Here is a 17,516-nt window from a genome sequence, read left to right on the forward strand (position 1 = left end):
GGCCTCCGCCGCTTCCCGCGCGCGGGCGGCGAGGTCGCGCAGCGCCCCCGGCTGCCGCAGCAGGCGCGAGAGTTCCGGCGCGAAGCCTTCCAGTGGCAGCACCAGCCCGGCACCCGCCGCCACCGCCGCGAAGCCGCGCGCGGCATGCGGGGTATTCACCGTGGGCAGGCCATGGGCGAGGTAATCCGCCAGCTTCAGGCTGGCGCCGCTGCCGCTTTCCACCGGGTTCAGCGCCACGGACCAGCGGCCCAGCGTGGCGGCCTTCTCCTCCTCCGACACCACGCCGCGCAGCAGCACATTAGGCAGGTTGGAGGACACGGCGGCGCAGACGCTGCCCACCAGCTCGAACACCGCCTCCGGCAGCCGGGGCGCCAGTTCCTCAACAATGAAGCGGGCAGCGGCAACATTGGGCGGATGGGAGGAGCCGAGGAAGCCCAGGCGCGGCGCTTCCCCCGCCACCGGCGCGGCGGGCTCGGCCAGGATGACGCCATGCGGCATCAGCACCACCTGCCGGGCGGCGGGGCCGAAATGCGCGGCATCGGCCTCGCTGCAACAGAGCACCAGATCGGCGGCGGCCAGCAAGCGGCGCTCCACTTCCTCCACGAAGCCGCAGAGGGGTGCCTCGGCGGGATGGCCGGCCAGGATCTCGCGCTTCAGCCGTGCCTCGACATTATGGGCGTCATAGACCACCGGCAGGCCGGGGGCGGCGGCATGCATGGCATCCAGCAGCGGCGCCAGGTAGCAATGCTCGAAAACCGCCACCCGCGCGCGGCGGGAGAGATCCGCCGCCACCGCCAGCAGTGTCGGGTGGCTGGCCGCATGCATGGCGGAGACGATGTCCTCCAGCCCGGAATCCGCCAGGGTGCGCAAGTCGGCTTCGACGGCGCGCTGGCCGCGATCCTTGGGCACGGAGACCTGCAACACGTTTGGCGCCACAAAGGCCGTGGCGCCCACATTGCCGAGGGAGAGCAGCACCGTCTCCTCCCCCAGCGCCGCCAGCCCGTGCCGCACGCGCACGGCGCCGCCGGTATGCTTCTCGATCACCGGGTAGTCGTTCAGGGCCAGGGTGAAGCCCGGCGGCGTGCCCTCGGCCGGTGCGGGCGGGGGCAGCGCCGCCAGCAGGCGCGGCAGGGCTGCGCGGGGCACTTCCCGCAGCCGTTCCGCCGGCACGCCATAGAGCAGTCGCAGCTTACGCCCCACCTCCTCCGCCGGCACCACCAGCAGCCGGGCGCGGCGGGCGAGGTCGCGCTCCCGCCGCCACAGGGCTTCCCAGGCCTCGGGGTCGGTCCGCTCGGCGGGGGAGAGATGGCAGAGGGCGAGGTCGGCGGGGGCATAGACCTCCACCAGCCCTTCCAGCCCGGCCAGGGCGGCCGCGCCATCGGCGGAAAGATGCAGCACCAGCGCCGCCCCCCGCGCCTGCCGGCGCAGCTCCGCCAGGGCGGCATCGGCGCCGGCATAGCGCCACAGCGCGCGCGGAATGCAGGTGGTGACGGACCAGTCGCGGGAGAGCGCCTCCACCAGCGGGCGGAGGTCGTCCTCGGGCGCCGCCAGCAGCAGCAGGCCGGGCAAGGGGCTCATGCGCGGCACCCTCTCAAGGCACGGGGGCGGAGAGCAGCCGCACCTCCTCCTGCCGCGTCCGGGCCTCGGGCGAATTGGCGATGGCGCGCAGCACCACCCCGGCATCCAGCGCGCCACGGTCCAGCGCATCGGTGTAATCGGCCCGCCCGGCGGGGTCCGGCAGGCGGTTGAGGAAGACCTCGAAGGCGCCGTCGATCAGCCGGTCGTAGGGCCGTGAATCCGGCAGCACGGCACGCAGCAGGAAGGGCATCCGCGGGTCCTGCTGCCGGCGGGTATAGACGCGCCATTCGCGCGGGCCGCGCCCTTCCCAGGGCGTGTCGCGCTCCGGCGTGGTGGCGGGCAGGCGCGGCGGGCGGCCGGGCATCTCCAGCGGCGGGGCATTGATCCAGGCGCGGGCGGGGGCGGCCAGGGTGCGCAGCAGGTCGATCCGCAGGCGCAGGCCCAGTTCCGCGAAGGAGGGCGGCGGCGTTTCCATGGCGGGTTGCCCCTTCTAGAATGGCGCCGGCCGACAGGAGCGCAGCGAGGCGTGGAGACAGAACCGAAGGGGCCAGGCCCCGGCCGCGAGACCCTGATCTGCGATGCCGATCTTGTCCAGGCCGGCTTCTACCCGGCCGAGGTCTCGGAAGACGGCATTCCCTTCCGCTGGATCGGGCCGCGCCCCATTGCCACGGTCTTCCTGCCGCCCCTAGGGCGCCGGGTGGAGGTGATGCTGCAGGTGCATTCCGCCTTCCTGCCCGAGGTGCTGGAGGAGGTGCGCCTGTCGCTGGATGGCGGCCCCTGGGTGCCGACCCTGCTGCGGCAGGGCGCCGATGGCCGCACCACCCTCTCCGCCCGCCTCTCGGCGGGGCCCATGGCGCATCTCGGCACGCTGCGGCTCGATATTGACAGCATCCGCGCCGAAAGCCCGCGCCAGCGCGGCGGCACCGACGACCGCCCGCTGTCGCTGGCGCTTTCCGCCATCAGCCTCCGCGCGCTGGGGGGCTAGCGCCTCAGGCCACGCCGGAGCGCAGCAGGTCGTGGATATGCACGATGCCGACCGGGCAGCCGTCCTCCACCACGAAGAGCGTGGTGATGCCGGCCTCGTTCATGTCGCCCAGGATCTCGGTGGCCAGCATGTCAGGGGCGACGCTGCGCGGCGTGCGCGTCATCACCTCGGAGACCGGGCGGTCCTCGAAGCGGCTGGCGAAGGCGCGGCGCAGGTCGCCGTCGGTGATGACGCCGACCAGCCGCCCCGCCTCATCCGTCACGCCGGTGACGCCGAAGTGCTTCGAGGTCATTTCCACAATGGCCTGGGACAGCGGCACGGCCTGGGAGACCAGCGGGATGGCGGCGCCCGTATGCATCAGGTCCCGCGCCTTGCGCAGCTTGGAGCCGAGCTTGCCGCCCGGGTGGAAGCGGCGGAAATCCTGCGCGGAGAAGCCCTGCATGGAGAGCAGCGCCACCGCCAGCGCATCGCCCATGGCGAGCTGCATGGTGGTGGAGGTGGTGGGCGCCAGCCCGTTGGGGCAGGCCTCCGGCATGGCCGGCAGAAACAGCGGCAGGTCCGCCGCCGTGCCCAGCGCGCTCTCGGGGCGGGAGGTGATGGCGATCAGCGGGATGTCGAAGCGCTTGCAGAAGGCGATGATATCCGAAAGCTCCGGCGCCTCCCCGGACCAGGAAAGCGCCAGCACCGCATCCTCGTCCCGGATCATGCCGAGGTCGCCGTGGCTGGCCTCGCCAGGATGGACGAAATAGGCAGGCGTGCCGGTGGAGGCCAGCGTGGCCGCGATCTTGCGCCCCACATGCCCCGACTTGCCCATGCCGGTGACGATCAGCCGCCCGTTCTGCGCCCGCACCTTGCGGACGGCGGCCACCGCGGCCTCGAAAGCCTCGCCAAGGCCATTGTCCAGGGCGTCGCGCAGGGCGGTGAGGCCCTGCATCTCCAGCTCCACCGTGCGTCGGGCGGCGATAATAGGGGCGCGGGTATCCAGGGGGCTCTCGGCAAAGGCCATGCTGGCACTCCTGCAAGGGTTCAAGGGCGGAACGCGGCCGCCAGGGTCAGGCGGCGGCGCCCCGGCCAGCCAGGATCTCGCGCGCACGCTCCAGGTCGGCGGGGGTATCGACGCCCAGCGGCACTTCGGCCACCTCCAGCGCATCGATCCGCATGCCGGCTTCCAGCGCGCGGAGCTGCTCCAGCTTCTCCCGCAGCTCCAGCGGCGAAGGCGGCAGGCTGACGAAGCGCGCCAGCGCCTCCCGCCGCCAGGCATAGAGGCCGATGTGGTGATACAGCGGCCCCTCCCCCCAGGGCGCCTGGGCGCGGGTGAAGTACAGCGCGCGGAAGCGGCCGCCGCCCAGCGGCGTGCCCACCATCTTCACGACGCTGGAAGCCACCCGCTCCTCCTCCCGGTGGATGGCGGCGACGGCGGTGCCGATGGCGACCTCCGCATCCTCCAGCGGCCGCGCGGCGGCGCGGATGGTGGCGGGTTCCACGGTCGGCAGGTCGCCCTGCACGTTGATGACGGCATCGAAGCGGCCATCGGGGTCGATCCTGCCCAGCGCCTCGAAGACGCGGTCGGAGCCGGAGGGATGCTCCGGCGCCGTCAGCACCGCCTGGCCGCCGGCGGCCCGCACCGCCTCGGCGATGGCGGGCGTATCGGTGGCCACCCAGACAGGGGCGACATCGGCTTCCATCGCGCGGCGCCAGACGGCCACGATCATCGGCTCGCCATTCAGGTCGGCCAGCGGCTTGTTGGGCAGGCGGGTGGCGGCCAGCCGCGCCGGCACCAGGACAACGGGCTTCATGCCACGGCTTCCGGATGCGCCGCGCGCTGCTGCGCCTTGCTCAGCTTGTCCAGCGCCATCAGGTCCCGCAGCAGGCCCTCGAACTGCCGCAGCGGCACCATGTTGGGGCCGTCGGACGGCGCGTGGTCCGGGTCCTCATGCGTCTCGATGAAGAGGCCGGCGGTGCCTACCGCCACGGCGGCGCGCGCCAGCACAGGCACGAATTCCCGCTGGCCACCGCTGCTGCCGCCCATGGCGCCGGGCTGCTGCACGGAATGGGTGGCATCGAAGATCACCGGCGCACCGGTGCGGGCCATGACCGGTAGGCCGCGGAAATCGGAGATCAGCGTATTATAGCCGAAGGAGGTGCCACGTTCGGTCAGCATCACGTTGGGATTGCCGGCGCCGGTGATCTTCTCCACCACATTGCCCATGTCCCAGGGGGCCAGGAACTGGCCCTTCTTGACATTCACCACCCGCCCGGTGGCGGCGGCGGCCAGCAGCAGGTCGGTCTGGCGGCACAGGAAGGCGGGGATCTGCAGCACGTCCACGGCCTGCGCCACATCCGCGCATTGATGCGCGTCATGCACATCCGTCAGCACCGGCAGGCCCAGGCTCTCGCGGATCTCGGCGAAGATCGGCAGCGACTTCTCCAGCCCCATGCCCCGCTGCGCCTTGGCGCTGGTGCGGTTGGCCTTGTCGAAGGAGGTCTTGTAGACCAGCCCGATCCCCAGCCGCCCGGCGATCTCCTTCAGGGCGGAGGCCATCTCCAGCGCATGCGCGCGGCTTTCCAGCTGGCAGGGGCCGGCGATGACGGAGATCGGCAGGTCGTTGCCGAACCGGACGGAGCCGATTTCGACGACAGGATTGGGCGTCATGAAAAGATAAAGTCTCCGCCTGTCAGGCTATTGGGGGCCGCATGCCATGTCGGCTCCGGCATGGCAACAAGCAAGCGATGCCTGCCCCGCGTGGCGCAGGGGGCCATGGCCAGCGCCTCCGCCAGCCGCCGCGCCACCCGGAAATTCGTGGCGGCAGAAGGCTTCGTAAGGACTTGTTCCTGATGAGGCAACCGCCATCTGCCATCTTCGCAGGCAGCATGAACCACTTCGTGAGGCGAATGGCTGTTATGCCGGTATCAGACTGCCCAGCCTGTACGATTCTACCCAAGGTCTAGCTTGACATGCCTGGCCTGCGCGGGAAATCTGCCGCGCAACATTGTGCGCCGGAAGGCTAGTAAGACCGGCCTGACATGTTGATGGTCGCTTGCTTCCCACAAAACATAACAATTGTGGAACGAACGCCTCATATATAGCCAGGCTCGTGCCGGCTGGTCATTTTTGCGGAGGTTCGGGTGAGCGCGCCATATCTTGAGCAAAAGGCGGGTCTACTTGCGATGGACCCTGAGCCTGGCCCTTTTCACTGCGATGTCGCCGTCGTCATCCCTGTCTTCAAGCAGCCGGGCTTCCTGCCCGAAGCCCTCAATTCCATCCTGACGCAGCGGACCACGCTGAAGATCGGCGCCGTGATCGTCGATGACGGCTGCCCGATGCCGGGCACGCGCGAGGCCGGCATGGCCTTTGCCCGCCGCTATCCCGGCCGCGTCTTCTACCTGCGGCGCCGCAACGGCGGCCTCAGTGCCGCGCGCAACACTGGCATCGATTTCGCCCTGGCCGCCTGGCCGGAATGCCAGGCCATCTACCTCCTGGATGCCGACAACCGCTTGCATCCGGACTTCATCCAGCGCGCCTGGGACGTGCTGGCCTCCTCGCCGCCCGAGGTGGGCTGGGCCTATCCGGACATCGACATGTTCGGCTTCGAGATGAACTTCACGGTGCGCGGCGAATATTCACACTTCCTGCACCTCGTCGAGAATTACTGCGAGGCCGGCAGCCTCGCCCGCCGCTCCGTCTTCGAACTCGGCCTGCGCTTCGACGAAGCCATGCGCCAGGGCTTCGAGGACTGGGAATTCTGGCTGAACTGCGCCCGACACGGCTTCATCGGCCGCCACGTGCCGCAATCCGGCTTCCAGTACCGCCGCCGCGCGGAAAGCATGCTCACCGGCTCCGAGCGCGTGCGGGACAGCATCCTGGCCTATATGCGCAAGAAGCACGCGAAGGAGCTGCGCCCTTCGGCCCTGCTGGCGCTGGAGCAGCGCGAGGTGCCGCGTTTCGCCATCTTCACCGGCCTAGACGAGGATGTCCGCCTGGCGGTGGACCCGCGCCCTGGCCAGGGCCGCGAGCTTTCGCCCGAAGCCTGTGACGAGATGTTCGTCACCTGCACGCAGCAGCCGAAGGCGCAGCATTTCCCCGGCTATTGCTGCTTCACCACCACCCCGGTGCTGCAGCTGCTGGAGCAGGCCAAGCTCCTGCCGGGCCTCTTCTGGATGGCCCAGCTGATGCTGGCCGAATACCATGTGGTGGTGATCGAGACGGTGGTGAGCGAGGGCGAGCACCTCGGGCTGGAACCGCTCTTCAACCGCACGGTCACCGGGCGCGATGTGGTGGCCGCGCCCATGGTGCTGGGCAACAGCCAGCTGCTGCGCAATGTGGCCAGCGATCCCTCCGCCAGCTGGTTCGGCTCCATCGAGTCCGAGCAGCCGCACCCGAAGCTGGGGATGATCCGCGTCACCCTGCCCGCCTCGGCCGGCCAGGTGCCGCCGCTGCCGGAGCGGCATGTCTCCGGCATGATGCTGGATATGCTCGCCCGCTGGCGCGCCAAGCTGCAGCAGCGCGCCCCCCGGCCGACCGAATGGCGCGAGGATGCGCGGCGCTACCGCACCAGTGCCACCGAAAGCTACATGCTGCTGAGCAACCTCGGCACCGTGATGCCCTTCGTGGCGCCGGACGACCGGCGGGACATCGGCTTCATCCTGCCGCTCTGCGCCTTCGGCGGCGTCGAGAAGGTGGTGCTGAACTATGCAAGGGTGCTGAAGGACGCAGGCTGGCGGCCGCATCTCTTCATCACCGCCGCCCAGACCGCGCAGCTCACCGAGGAGCAGCGCGACATCTTCCACAGCGTCAACTTCCTCACCGGGCGGGGCGAGGAAGCGGCGGACTGGAACAACCTGCACCTGGGCAGCGGCACCTCGGCCTTCAACCAGCAGAACCAGGATGCCATCGGCCTGCTCTGCACCATGGCGGCGGTGCTGAACACCCATTCCATGGCGGGGCACGGGCTGGTGGCCGGCCTGCGGCGGCAGGGCGTGAAGACCTTTCTCGGCCTGCATCTGGTGGAGCGCAGCCAGCTCGGCCAGCCCATGGGCAACCCGCATATCGGCCTCGCCTACGAGCACGCCTATGATGGCTTCCTGGTGATCTCCCGCCAGCTTCGGGACTGGTGCGCCGGCCAGGCGGTGCCGCGGGAGAAGCTGCACATCATCCGCAACGCCCCCTCCTACCCCACCCACGAGACCCGCCAGCGCCGCGCCATGGCGCAGCGCCCCCGGCGGCAGGGGCCGCTGCGGGCCCTCTTCCTGGGCCGGCTGGACGAGCAGAAGGGTATCGACCGGCTGGCGCAGATGATCCTGCGCACCCAGGGCCACTCCGTCGACTGGCGCGTGGTGGGCAAGGCCGTGGTGGGCGACGCGGCGGCCGACCTGGCCGCGGCGGGCATCGCGCCCGAGCCGGCGGTGATGCATCCGCATGAGCTGGACCGGCTCTATGCATGGGCGGACGTGGTGGTGCTGCCTTCCCGCTTCGAGGGCGTGCCGCTGACCATCCTGGAAGCGCAGCGCATGGGCTGCACCGTGATCGCCACCGATGTCGGGGCCGTGGCGGAGATCATCGAGGATGGCGAGGATGGCTTCCTGGTCTCCTCCAGCGCCTCCGAGCGCGAGATCGTCGATACCTTTGTCCAGATCCTCGACCGGCTCGCCGCCAACCGCAGGGAACTGAACGCGGTCGCCCAGACGGCGGCGGATCGTGTCAGCGCCACGACCTGGGCGGGCAACATGGGCAGCTTCCTGCACTATTTGGAAACTCTCTTGGAGGAGAAGGCATGACGTCGGTGCTGATCGCGCGCACTGAGCTGCAGCAGGCGCTGGGCGGCGCACCGTCGCTGATCGTGCTGGATGGCGTGGCCGGTGCCGCGGCCCTGCAACTGGAGGGCCTGACGGTCTGGCATGCGAGCGCCAGCCCCGAAGGCACTCTGCTGCACCGGGGAGCCAAGGCGCCGCAGGCCGGACTGATACCGCTGACCCTCGCCATGCCGGGCCTGCTGGCGATCGTCGCCCCCGATGCCGGCGCGGCGAAGCCGATCGCCGCCTGGGTGCGGAATGTCTCCGATGTTTCTGCCCAGGTTGTCGAGGCCAAGGATGCCGCGGCGGCGCTGGCGCCGGTCACCAAGCTGCTGCTGCGCAGCCTGAACGACACGCAGGCCCGGCTTGGCGAGGCGCACCGGGCGCTGGCCGCCACCCGCATGGACTATGAGGAAACGCGCATCGCCATGGGGTCGGTGCTGCGCACCCTGGGCAATCGCCCGCCGGTAGCCCTGCACGCGGTGCTCTCCACCCGCCCCGCCCCGCTGGCGGCCCAGCCTGCCGGGCGGCACATGCGGCTGCGCCAGCGTCCTGGCCTTCCGGTGCGGGAGATCGCCGCCCTGGCCTTTCATCTCGCCACCGCCGCCTGCGGGCCGCAGGCGCTGCTGCGGGTGCGGCTGGTAGCGGCCGAAAGCGGCCGGGTGCTGGGCAGCTGGCTGCTGCCGGGCCAGGCGCTGGAGCCGGGCTGGGTCACGCTGGACCTGCCCAGCCCCGCGCCCGCGCTGCGCGAGACGGCGCTGATTGAGTTCGAGGCCGAGCTGGGTGAACAGGACCAGCTTTCCCTCTCCCTGGAGGACCTGACCAGCGGCCACGAAGGCGTGCTGGAGGTGCTGGAAGGCTCGGCCGAGCAGAAAGACCGCGCCCTGGCGCTGCGGATCTGGACCGCCCAGACCGCCAGCCGCTTCGTGCTGGCGCGTCACTGGTGCTGGGACGACAGCGGCATCAGCCTGCCGGAAGCCGGCCTGCCCTATCTGCTGCCGGAGGCCTCGTGGTCCGATACGGCGGTGCTGGAGGGCCATGCGCGCGCCGTCGGCCTGGGCCGCGAGACGCCGCGCCCCATCGCGGTGCTGGAAGAGAATACCACCACCCTGCTGGCGCCGCCCGCCTTCCACGCCGCCGGCCTGGATGTGGCGCGGGTGGAGCTGCGGCTGCTGGCCGGCACGGCGGCGCAGGCGCGGGCCGCCATCTGGCTGCGCGACCCGGCGCAGCTGGAAAACCCGGCCGACCCGGTGCTGAACCGCCCGGGCACCCGCGCCTCCGGCTGGCGGGACTTCGACCAGGACGGCCGCTGCGTCATCACGCTGCGCCTGCCGGTGACGCTGGAGCAGGCGGTGCAGGTGGTGGTGGGTGTTTCCACGCTGCAGCCGCAGACGGAGATGCCCTGCGCCATCGAACTGCGCTCCATCTCGGCCCTGCGCAGCGGGGACAAGGCGGAGGAAGCCGGCCCTGCCCTGCCCGCCGCCGTGGAAGCCGTGACGCTGGAGGCGGCGCCGCGCTTCGAGCGCGTGGTGCTGGGCGGGCAGTATGGCGACATGCGGCAGCAGTCGCTCGACGTCATGGTGCAGGGCCTGTCCAGTGGGTCCTATCGCTGGCGCGAACTGCGCTTCCGGCTCAACACCGACGAGAAGCGCGGCGCCAGCATCGAGATCCGCCAGACCCGGGGTTGGCCCGAGGTCTTCGAGACCTGGCCGGGCAGCCAGACCGACCTGCACGGCCCCTTCTTCGACTTCGGGGCAGGAGACATGGCCCGGCTGGCGGCGCGGCGGATGTCGCGGGACGGGCAGCTTGTCACCGCGCTGCTGGACCTCCTGCCGCCCCTGGTGGCTGCCAGCGTGGCGCAGCAGCCGGAAGCCGCCCTGCGCAAGTCCGCCTGGCTGGCCGCGGCCGAGCAGGTGGCCGAGGCCGGGCGCCGCCGCCTGCTGCCCAAGCAGCAGGACGAGCCGAAGCCGGCGGAAAAGGCGGCGGAGCTGCGCCCGGTCGCGCCCTGAGGCGCGGCCTCAGGCCAGGCTGGGCGCGCGCAAGGCGCAGAGGCCGCGCAAGGCGCTGATGTAAGCCTCATGCATGGCCGCGCGGTCATGCGTGACGGCCTGCTGGAAGGCTTCCTCCACGACTGCCTGCACCTGCATGGGCTGCACCGCCTGCTCCAGCGCCTGGGCGAAGCCGGGCAGGTCGTCATCCGCCACCACCAGGGCACGCTCATCCGCCAATGGGCCGAAGCAGGCCAGCGCGGCGCGGCTGGCCACCACCGGCCGGCGGCGCGCGGCGGCTTCCAGATAGATCAGCGGCAGGCCCTCGATGCGGGAGGGCAGCAGCAGCGCATCACTGCCCAGCAGCAGCCGGTCCACGTCCTGACGGTAGCCGAGCACATGCAGCGGCCCCTTCGCCAGCGTCGAAAGCTGCCGTCGCCAGGAGCCCCGGCCGGCGCAGGCCACCACGCCGCCGCAGGCCACCTGGAAGGCCGCCGCGATTTCCGGCAGCCGGTCCGCGCCCTTCGCTTCCTCCAGGCGGCCGGCGAAGAGCGCCACCGGCGTCTCCGGCGCTACGCCCAGCTCGGCGCGCAAGGCGGCGCGGGCCTGCGCTTCCTCGGCCGGTGACGGCGCCCTTGGCACGTCCACGCCATTGGGGATGACGCGCAGCATGCCCGGCGGCATGTCGAAAAGCTGCTCGGTGCGCCGGGCGACGGGTTCGGAGACCGCGATCCAGACCAGGCCCGCCTGGGTCAGCGGCCAGGGCATGTCATCGATGCCGCTCAGCCAGCCGGAGGCCGGCGCGAGATGCGAGACCACCATCAGCGGCAGCCCTGCCCTGGCCACCGCCTGCAGCGCCCCGAGGCCGAAATTGGGCCAGGGCAGCGCCAGCACCACCGCATCCGGCCGCGTGGTTTCCAGCAGTGACGCGACCTCGGCCGCCTGCGCTTCCCGCGCCGCCGCGGCGCCGTTCCGGGCAGCCCAGCTGACCGAGGCCTCGTGGAACTTCAGATCCGGAAAGAAGGGCTGCAGGCGGCCCGACACGGCAGGATCGCAGGCCAGAATGGCTTCCATGCCATTCTGTTGCAGGGCATGGGCCAGGCCGGCGGTGTGCAGCTCCGTCCCCCCCACATCCTCAGAAGGCAATACCAGCAGGATACGCTGGACCTGCAAGAACCTCATGGCAGCCTCATATCTAGCATCTGGCCGAGACGAAGCCGGCCTGGAATTTGCACGGTAGTTAATGATTTTACGCATTATGCAAAAATCATACAAACAAAGACAAGCCAGTTGCTATCTGCAACTTGGGAAAGTTCTTCTGAATAACAGAACCATCACCATGATGACACAAAATCAACACCCCCGCCCGATCGGGAATTTTCTAGATCATCCCTCAGGTCAGGTCAAAATTTGGCCAAAATTCCGGAAGATGTTCTTGCTCGACACTGTCTCATGAACCGAGACAACATGCTTCTTCAAATGTTCCACTGACAGAAACAGCCTGAACGCCCACTTCTTCGCCAGCATAATTCGCCAAAAGGGATGCATATTGCGGGGAAGTATGAGATCATCCCGACAAATCTCCCCAGGAGCACCCGTATGTCACGATTTCTGGTCACCGGAGGTGCCGGTTACGTTGGAAGCCATACCGTCCTCGCACTGCGTGAGCGTGGCGAGGAGGTTGTCGTGCTGGACGACCTGCGTCAGGGCCACCGGGAGGCCGTGCCCCCCGGGGTCGAACTCGTTGTCGCGGACCTCGCGAACCGTAAGCGGGTAGACGAGGTCTTCGCCAGCTACAAGTTCGACGGCGTGCTTCACTTCGCCGCGCTTTCCCTGGTTGGCGAAAGCATGCGCGAGCCGATGCGCTACATGGCCGAGAACCTTTCCAACACGCTCTGGCTGGCGGAAGCCGCGGTCAAGGCCGGCTGCATGCGCTTCGTGCTCTCCTCCACCGCGGCGCTCTTCGGTTTCCCGAAATACATCCCGATCGACGAGAACGCGGATATCGCGCCCGTCTCGGCTTACGGGGAATCCAAGCTGATGGCGGAGACCGGGCTGAAATGGGCGGAGCGGGTCTATGGCCTGCGCACGGCCAGCCTGCGCTATTTCAACGCTGCCGGCGCCGACCCGCTGGGGCGGCTGGGCGAGGATCATAATCCCGAAACTCACCTCATCCCGCTGGCCATCAACGCAGCGTTAGGCCTGGGGCCGGAGCTGACGGTCTTCGGCACGGATTACGACACGCCCGACGGCACCTGCATCCGCGACTATGTGCATGTCACCGACCTGGCGGATGCGCATCTGCGAGTGCTGGACGTGCTGAAGCAGCGGCCGAGCGTTCGCTACAATGTCGGCAATGGCAATGGCTATTCGGTGCGCGAGGTGATCGACACGGTGCAGCGGGTGAGCGGCCGTAAGGTGCCACATCGCGAAGGCCCGCGCCGCCCCGGCGACCCGGCGGTGCTGGTGGCCTCCAACCGCCTGCTGCGGGAAGAGACCGGTTGGCAGCCCCGGCATGAATCGCTGGAAGACATCATCCGCACCGCCTGGGCGTGGCGGGCGGCGCATCCCCAGGGCTTCAGCAGCCCGGCTGCGAAGCCCCAGGCGGCCTGACCGCGCTCCCCCGCTCGGCCGGAGAGCGCGGCGCCAAATTCAGGGCGCTGCTTTCTCCGGCAGGCGGACATCTGTCCGCTCAACGCAGCCGACAGGCCAGCCGCCTTCATCCCAGATCAGGTTGGGGTCCCAGGCCGGCATGATGCGGGGAATTTCGCAAAACACGTCCGCACCAGCGACCATGGGCAGCTCACGCTCATTGTTGTCCATTCTTGTTCCTCCCCCATTATTCCGGCGTGTTCCTTGGCGACCGCCGTTGTCTGTGTAGCGTAATGGTTCAGTCTTCCGGCGCCACTGACTTTGTTGGCAATGGCACCAATTTCTCAATGCAACGGCTGGTTGTGGGTTGCAGCGAGACCGCCACAATTTTGCCATCGACGCCACCGGCAGCCAATCGGCTCACCCTTCCCATGAGGTGAAGCGCTGAAGGGGAGCAGGCGCGTGGAAGAAAGCCGCCCCTTCTTCACGATGCATTAGGTTTTGTTCGCCATGCTGAGACACGTCAGCAGGAGGCGCCACCATGGCTCACGCCGCATCCGTGAATCTCACCAGCGAGGCACCCGCCCCTCGTCCCCGTTCCGATCTTTCCGCCGCCACGGGCATCCTGGCCGCCCTGGTCATCTCTGTGGGGTTCTGGGTGGCAGTGGGCTACGCGATCCGCGCCGTGGCCGGCTGAGGCGGGCGAGAGGGTCCAGGGCCGGAATGCCACCCGGGGCGGATACTGCCATCCGCGGCACACGACTGCTCCGGCGGCACATCCACATATGCCGGTCCTTGACCGCGATGCCCCCTCTCCAGCCTCAGCTGCGATGTGTGGACGGATGCTCCGCCTTCCACATCAGGAGGATTGCCGCCACTGCCGCCATGAAGGCTGCAGGGACCGGGAAGCCCAGAAGCGTCACAACAACCGCCAGCAGGGCCAGGGCGATGACGCAGGTCCAGGTTCTCTCACCCATCAGGGTCCAGAGCGGGCTGAGCAAATGCTGGATGGCAGCCACCAAGCTCGACATCAGCGTGACCTCCAGATTGCGAATTCATTACCATCCCGAACATAAATGGTTCCTGCCGCTCTTGCCTTGAGCAAAGCGCAGCATTCCAGGGATGTGATCTGAACTGGCCATGCGCAGGCCAAGCCAATGCGGTTCCAGTCCGCGCCCGCTCCGAGATGCTTCGGCAGGCCTTTGCCGGCGCAGGCCAGCGGAGGCGGCCGACGGAACCGCGGGCCGCATGCGGCCAAGCCGGATCAAGGCAGCGTCGTGCTGAGGGAATGGCGGAGAGGGTGGGATTCGAACCCACGGTACCCTTGCGAGTACTTCGGTTTTCGAGACCGACGCGATCGACCACTCTGCCACCTCTCCGCAGGGGGTGCTTGGTCGAGCAAGTGGCGGGCGGTATAGGGGGCGGCGGCGGATCGCGCAACAGGCCGCGCGACAAGACAGCGCAGGAATCCTCCACCCTGGCGTTGACTCTCCGGCCTCCCCAGCGTTATACGCCCCACCTCTCCGGCGGGACCTTGTTTCGCCGGCGGCCGTTGTCCGGCCGTTCAGAACCATTTTTCTTCCCAGGCCAGGACAGGCTAGAGCTTCAGGGCGAACCATGACCTACGCAGTGATCCGCACCGGCGGCAAGCAGTACCGTGTCACGCAGGACGCGGTCCTCACCGTTGAGAAGCTCGATGCCGAAGCCGGCGCGACCGTGACCTTCCAGGACGTGCTGGCCATCGGCGGCGAGGCCGGCCTGACCGTGGGTGCGCCCACCATCGCCGGCGCGACCGTGACCGCCACGGTGGTCGACCAGACCCGCGGCGACAAGGTCATCATCTTCAAGAAGCGCCGCCGGCAGAACAGCCGCCGCAAGAACGGCCACCGCCAGCACCAGACCGTGCTGCGCATCTCGGCCATCAACGCGGCCTGAACCGGCTTTAGCAGGAGACACTCCTCATGGCTCACAAAAAGGCTGGCGGTTCCTCCCGCAACGGTCGCGACTCCGCTGGCAAGCGCCTCGGCGTCAAGAAGTTCGGCGGTGAGCATGTGCTCGCCGGCAACATCATCGTGACGCAGCGCGGCACGAAGATGGTCCCGGGCAACAACGTGCTCGTCGGCCGCACCCACTCCATCCACGCCGCCATCGAGGGCAAGGTGAAGTTCACCCGCCGCGCCGAGGGCCGCGTCCATGTCTCCGTCGAGCCGCTGCCGCAGGCCGCCGAGTAAACTCGCGCCCGCGACGACCCGACACGACTGCTGAAACGGGGGCCGCGAGGCCCCCGTTTTTGCGTTCAGCCATCTTCTTCCGGACCAGCTCAGACCATGAAGTTCCTTGACGAAGCCAAGATCTGGGTGAAGGCCGGCGACGGCGGCGACGGCGTCGTCGCCTTCCGGCGGGAACGTTTCATCGAATACGGCGGTCCGGACGGCGGCAATGGCGGCAAGGGCGGCGACATCATCGTGGAGGCCGTGGAAGGCCTGAACACGCTGATCGACTACCGCTATGCCCAGCACTTCAAGTCCCGCAAGGGCGGCAACGGCGCGGGCTCCGACCGCACCGGCGCGGGCTCGGACGACGTGGTGCTGAAGGTCCCCGTCGGCACCGTGATCCTGGCCGAGGACAAGGAGACGGTGCTGGCCGACCTCACGAAGGTGGGCCAGCGCGCCACCATCTGCCGTGGCGGCGATGGCGGCCACGGCAATGCGCATTTCAAGACCAGCACCAACCGTGCCCCCCGCCGTGCCGACAAGGGCTGGCCGGGCGAGGAGCGCTGGATCTGGCTGCGGCTGAAGCTGATCGCCGATGCCGGGCTGGTCGGGCTGCCCAATGCCGGAAAGTCCACCTTCCTGGCCGCCGCCAGCGCCGCCCGGCCCAAGATCGCGGATTACCCCTTTACCACGCTGAACCCGCAACTTGGCGTCGTGCGGCTGAATGCCACCGAGGAATTCGTGCTGGCCGATATCCCCGGCCTGATCGAGGGCGCGGCGGAAGGCGCCGGGCTCGGCACCCGCTTCCTGGGCCATGTGGAGCGCTGCGCGGTGCTGCTGCACCTGATCGACGGCAGCCAGGCCGACCCCGTGCGGGCCTATGAGACCGTGCGGGCGGAGCTGGAGGAATATGGCGGCGGCCTGGCCGAAAAGCCCGAGATCCTGGCCCTGAACAAGACCGATGCCATGACGCCCCAGGCCCGCGCCAGCCGCGTGAAGGCGCTGGAGCGCGCCACCGGCCGCCCCGTGCGCCTGATCAGCGGCGTCACCGGCGAGGGCGTGCCCGAGACGCTGCGCCTGCTGGCCGATACCATCTATCGCGCCCGTGAGGAGGCGACGGAGGCATGATCCCCTCCCTCTCCACCGCGCGCCGCATCGTGGTGAAGATCGGGTCCGCCCTGGTGGTGGACCCGGAGACGGCCTCCCCGCGCGAGGCTTGGCTCGCCTCCGTCGCCACCGATATCGCCGCCCTGCGGGCAGGCGGGGCCGAGGTGGTGGTGGTCTCCTCCGGCGCCATTTCCCTGGCCCGCCAGTCGCTGGGCCTGACCCGGCGCAAGCTGCGGCTGGAAGAAAAGCAGGCAGCGGCGGCGGTGGGGCAGATCCGGCTGGCCGGCGCGTGGCAGGTGGCGCTGGCGGCGCATAACCTCAATGCCGCGCAGCTGCTGCTGACGCTGCAGGACAGCGAGGACCGCCGCCGCTACCTCAATGCCCGTGCGACGCTCGGCACGCTGCTGGACCTCGGCTGCGTGCCCGTCATCAACGAGAATGACACCGTCGCCACGGCCGAGATCCGCTTTGGCGACAACGACCGCCTCGCCGCCCGCGTCGCCGAGATGATCCAGGCGGATGTGCTGGTGCTGCTCTCGGATATCGACGGCCTCTATACCGCCGACCCGCGCCGTGACCCCGAGGCCCAGCACCTGCCGGTGATCGAGCGCCTGACGGATGAGATCATGGCCATGGGGGGCGAGCCGCCGCCCGGCTATTCCTCCGGCGGCATGCGCACCAAGCTGATCGCGGCGCGTATCGCCACCGGCGCCGGCACCGCCATGGCCATTGCCCTGGGCCAGCCCAACAACCCGCTGCAGGCGCTGCGCGATGGCGCCCGCTGCACCTGGTTCCTGCCGACGCCCGAGGGCCGCTCGGCCCGCAAGCGCTGGATCGCGGGCTCCCTCGCGCCGTTGGGCGTGCTGCGGGTGGATGCCGGCGCGGCCGGGGCGCTGCGCGGCGGCTCCTCGCTGCTGCCGGCCGGTGTGCGCGCGGTGGAAGGCGCCTTCGGCCGTGGCGACCCTGTCGCCGTGCAGGACGACAGCGGGCACGAACTGGCCCGTGGCCTTTCGGCCTATGATTCGGAGGCCGCGCGGCAGATCGCCGGCCGGCGCTCGGAAGAGATCGAGACCATATTGGGCTGGCGCGGGCGGGACGAGATCGTCCACCGTGACGACCTGGTGCTGCTGTAATCCACTCCCTGGAACAGGAAGAACGGCCGTGAACGCCCTCGCCGATCCCATCGCCCGCCAGCTTGAAGACGCCGCCCGCGCCGCCCGCGCGGCCGCCGGCCAGCTCGCGCGCGCCGGGCGACCGGCGAAG

At 69.5% G+C, this 17,516-nt stretch carries 17 protein-coding genes and 1 tRNA gene; 9 read left to right on the forward strand and 9 right to left on the reverse strand.

The window, feature by feature from the left end; translation table 11 throughout:
* On the reverse strand, window positions 1-1,578 hold a 1,578-nt coding region (locus tag IBL25_RS16715; protein ID WP_187779679.1), incomplete at its 3' end, for a glycosyltransferase.
* 13 nt (window positions 1,579-1,591) lie between these two features.
* Window positions 1,592-2,053 (reverse strand): hypothetical protein, encoded by a 462-nt coding sequence (locus IBL25_RS16720; RefSeq protein WP_187779680.1) that lies wholly within the window; start codon window positions 2,051-2,053, stop codon window positions 1,592-1,594.
* A 51-nt stretch (window positions 2,054-2,104) separates the two neighbouring features.
* On the opposite strand from IBL25_RS16720, the gene IBL25_RS16725 reads away from it, so the two are divergent.
* Complete coding sequence (locus IBL25_RS16725; protein WP_187779681.1) at window positions 2,105-2,563, forward strand: hypothetical protein; 459 nt, start codon at window positions 2,105-2,107, stop codon at window positions 2,561-2,563.
* 4 nt (window positions 2,564-2,567) lie between these two features.
* On the opposite strand, the gene IBL25_RS16730 is transcribed toward IBL25_RS16725, so the two are convergent.
* From IBL25_RS16730 to kdsA, 3 genes are read right to left on the reverse strand one after another with little or no spacing between them, the layout of a single operon-like run.
* A complete protein-coding gene (locus IBL25_RS16730) occupies window positions 2,568-3,569 on the reverse strand; it encodes a KpsF/GutQ family sugar-phosphate isomerase (RefSeq protein WP_187779682.1) in 1,002 nt (333 codons plus the stop codon).
* Between the two features lie 46 nt (window positions 3,570-3,615).
* On the reverse strand, window positions 3,616-4,359 hold the full coding sequence (locus IBL25_RS16735; protein ID WP_187779683.1) for a 3-deoxy-manno-octulosonate cytidylyltransferase: 744 nt from the start codon (window positions 4,357-4,359) through the stop codon (window positions 3,616-3,618).
* Window positions 4,356-5,216: a 3-deoxy-8-phosphooctulonate synthase gene (kdsA, locus tag IBL25_RS16740; RefSeq protein ID WP_187779684.1), complete on the reverse strand. Its 861-nt coding sequence runs from the start codon at window positions 5,214-5,216 to the stop codon at window positions 4,356-4,358. The genes IBL25_RS16735 and kdsA overlap by 4 nt, the downstream gene beginning before the upstream one ends.
* 515 nt (window positions 5,217-5,731) lie before the next feature.
* On the opposite strand from kdsA, the gene IBL25_RS16745 reads away from it, so the two are divergent.
* Both IBL25_RS16745 and IBL25_RS16750 read left to right on the forward strand, forming a co-directional pair.
* Entirely contained in the window at window positions 5,732-8,338 is a 2,607-nt protein-coding gene (locus IBL25_RS16745; RefSeq protein WP_187779685.1) for a glycosyltransferase, read from the forward strand.
* Window positions 8,335-10,362, forward strand: coding sequence for a DUF6212 domain-containing protein (locus IBL25_RS16750; protein WP_187779686.1), 2,028 nt, complete (start codon window positions 8,335-8,337; stop codon window positions 10,360-10,362). Before IBL25_RS16745 ends, IBL25_RS16750 begins: the two co-directional genes overlap by 4 nt.
* Before the next feature lie 9 nt (window positions 10,363-10,371).
* Here the strand turns inward: IBL25_RS16750 and IBL25_RS16755 are convergent, their stop codons facing one another.
* Window positions 10,372-11,523, reverse strand: a complete 1,152-nt coding sequence (locus IBL25_RS16755; protein ID WP_187779687.1) for a glycosyltransferase family 4 protein — start codon at window positions 11,521-11,523, stop codon at window positions 10,372-10,374.
* A 417-nt stretch (window positions 11,524-11,940) separates the two neighbouring features.
* Here IBL25_RS16755 and galE point away from each other — a divergent pair, with 417 nt between their 5' ends.
* Window positions 11,941-12,954 carry a UDP-glucose 4-epimerase GalE gene (galE, locus tag IBL25_RS16760; RefSeq protein ID WP_187779688.1) on the forward strand — a complete coding sequence of 338 codons (1,014 nt, stop codon included), beginning with the start codon at window positions 11,941-11,943 and terminating at the stop codon, window positions 12,952-12,954.
* 39 nt (window positions 12,955-12,993) lie between these two features.
* Here the strand turns inward: galE and IBL25_RS16765 are convergent, their stop codons facing one another.
* Window positions 12,994-13,164: a hypothetical protein gene (locus tag IBL25_RS16765; RefSeq protein WP_187779689.1), complete on the reverse strand. Its 171-nt coding sequence runs from the start codon at window positions 13,162-13,164 to the stop codon at window positions 12,994-12,996.
* A gap of 310 nt (window positions 13,165-13,474) precedes the next feature.
* On the opposite strand from IBL25_RS16765, the gene IBL25_RS16770 reads away from it, so the two are divergent.
* Entirely contained in the window at window positions 13,475-13,630 is a 156-nt protein-coding gene (locus tag IBL25_RS16770; protein WP_187779690.1) for a hypothetical protein, read from the forward strand.
* Window positions 13,631-13,754: 124 nt separating this feature from the next.
* Here IBL25_RS16770 and IBL25_RS16775 read toward each other — a convergent pair whose 3' ends face one another.
* Together IBL25_RS16775 and IBL25_RS16780 are read right to left on the reverse strand one after the other, a co-directional pair.
* Window positions 13,755-13,955, reverse strand: a complete 201-nt coding sequence (locus IBL25_RS16775) for a hypothetical protein (protein ID WP_194433743.1) — start codon at window positions 13,953-13,955, stop codon at window positions 13,755-13,757.
* 267 nt (window positions 13,956-14,222) lie between these two features.
* Window positions 14,223-14,312, reverse strand: a tRNA-Ser gene (locus IBL25_RS16780).
* Window positions 14,313-14,550: 238 nt separating this feature from the next.
* Between IBL25_RS16780 and rplU the strand changes: the two genes are divergently transcribed.
* The 4 genes from rplU (at window position 14,551) to proB (ending at window position 17,386) form a co-directional block, all read left to right on the forward strand.
* Window positions 14,551-14,868, forward strand: a complete 318-nt coding sequence (gene rplU / locus IBL25_RS16785) for a 50S ribosomal protein L21 (protein WP_187779692.1) — start codon at window positions 14,551-14,553, stop codon at window positions 14,866-14,868.
* Between the two features lie 26 nt (window positions 14,869-14,894).
* Window positions 14,895-15,164, forward strand: coding sequence for a 50S ribosomal protein L27 (gene rpmA, locus IBL25_RS16790; RefSeq protein WP_187779693.1), 270 nt, complete (start codon window positions 14,895-14,897; stop codon window positions 15,162-15,164).
* A 96-nt stretch (window positions 15,165-15,260) separates the two neighbouring features.
* Complete coding sequence (gene obgE, locus IBL25_RS16795) at window positions 15,261-16,274, forward strand: GTPase ObgE (RefSeq protein WP_187779694.1); 1,014 nt, start codon at window positions 15,261-15,263, stop codon at window positions 16,272-16,274.
* On the forward strand, window positions 16,271-17,386 hold the full coding sequence (gene proB / locus IBL25_RS16800) for a glutamate 5-kinase (RefSeq protein ID WP_187779695.1): 1,116 nt from the start codon (window positions 16,271-16,273) through the stop codon (window positions 17,384-17,386). The genes obgE and proB overlap by 4 nt, the downstream gene beginning before the upstream one ends.
* The last annotated feature ends 130 nt before the right edge of the window (window positions 17,387-17,516 follow it).

This window comes from Pseudoroseomonas ludipueritiae (assembly GCF_014490445.1).
In the GTDB taxonomy this organism is placed as follows: Bacteria; Pseudomonadota; Alphaproteobacteria; order Acetobacterales; family Acetobacteraceae; genus Pseudoroseomonas; species Pseudoroseomonas ludipueritiae.

Bases quoted from the DNA above. Each gene is read 5' to 3' on its own strand.
- IBL25_RS16720 (WP_187779680.1), bottom strand. From the start codon at position 2,053: ATGGAAACGCCGCCGCCCTCCTTCGCGGAACTGGGCCTGCGCCTGCGG.
- IBL25_RS16745 (WP_187779685.1), top strand. From the start codon at position 5,732: ATGGACCCTGAGCCTGGCCCTTTTCACTGCGATGTCGCCGTCGTCATC.
- rpmA (WP_187779693.1), top strand. From the start codon at position 14,895: ATGGCTCACAAAAAGGCTGGCGGTTCCTCCCGCAACGGTCGCGACTCC.
- IBL25_RS16730 (WP_187779682.1), bottom strand. From the start codon at position 3,569: ATGGCCTTTGCCGAGAGCCCCCTGGATACCCGCGCCCCTATTATCGCC.
- IBL25_RS16735 (WP_187779683.1), bottom strand. From the start codon at position 4,359: ATGAAGCCCGTTGTCCTGGTGCCGGCGCGGCTGGCCGCCACCCGCCTG.
- galE (WP_187779688.1), top strand. From the start codon at position 11,941: ATGTCACGATTTCTGGTCACCGGAGGTGCCGGTTACGTTGGAAGCCAT.
- IBL25_RS16765 (WP_187779689.1), bottom strand. From the start codon at position 13,164: ATGGACAACAATGAGCGTGAGCTGCCCATGGTCGCTGGTGCGGACGTG.
- obgE (WP_187779694.1), top strand. From the start codon at position 15,261: ATGAAGTTCCTTGACGAAGCCAAGATCTGGGTGAAGGCCGGCGACGGC.
- IBL25_RS16755 (WP_187779687.1), bottom strand. From the start codon at position 11,523: ATGAGGTTCTTGCAGGTCCAGCGTATCCTGCTGGTATTGCCTTCTGAG.
- IBL25_RS16770 (WP_187779690.1), top strand. From the start codon at position 13,475: ATGGCTCACGCCGCATCCGTGAATCTCACCAGCGAGGCACCCGCCCCT.
- proB (WP_187779695.1), top strand. From the start codon at position 16,271: ATGATCCCCTCCCTCTCCACCGCGCGCCGCATCGTGGTGAAGATCGGG.
- IBL25_RS16750 (WP_187779686.1), top strand. From the start codon at position 8,335: ATGACGTCGGTGCTGATCGCGCGCACTGAGCTGCAGCAGGCGCTGGGC.
- kdsA (WP_187779684.1), bottom strand. From the start codon at position 5,216: ATGACGCCCAATCCTGTCGTCGAAATCGGCTCCGTCCGGTTCGGCAAC.
- rplU (WP_187779692.1), top strand. From the start codon at position 14,551: ATGACCTACGCAGTGATCCGCACCGGCGGCAAGCAGTACCGTGTCACG.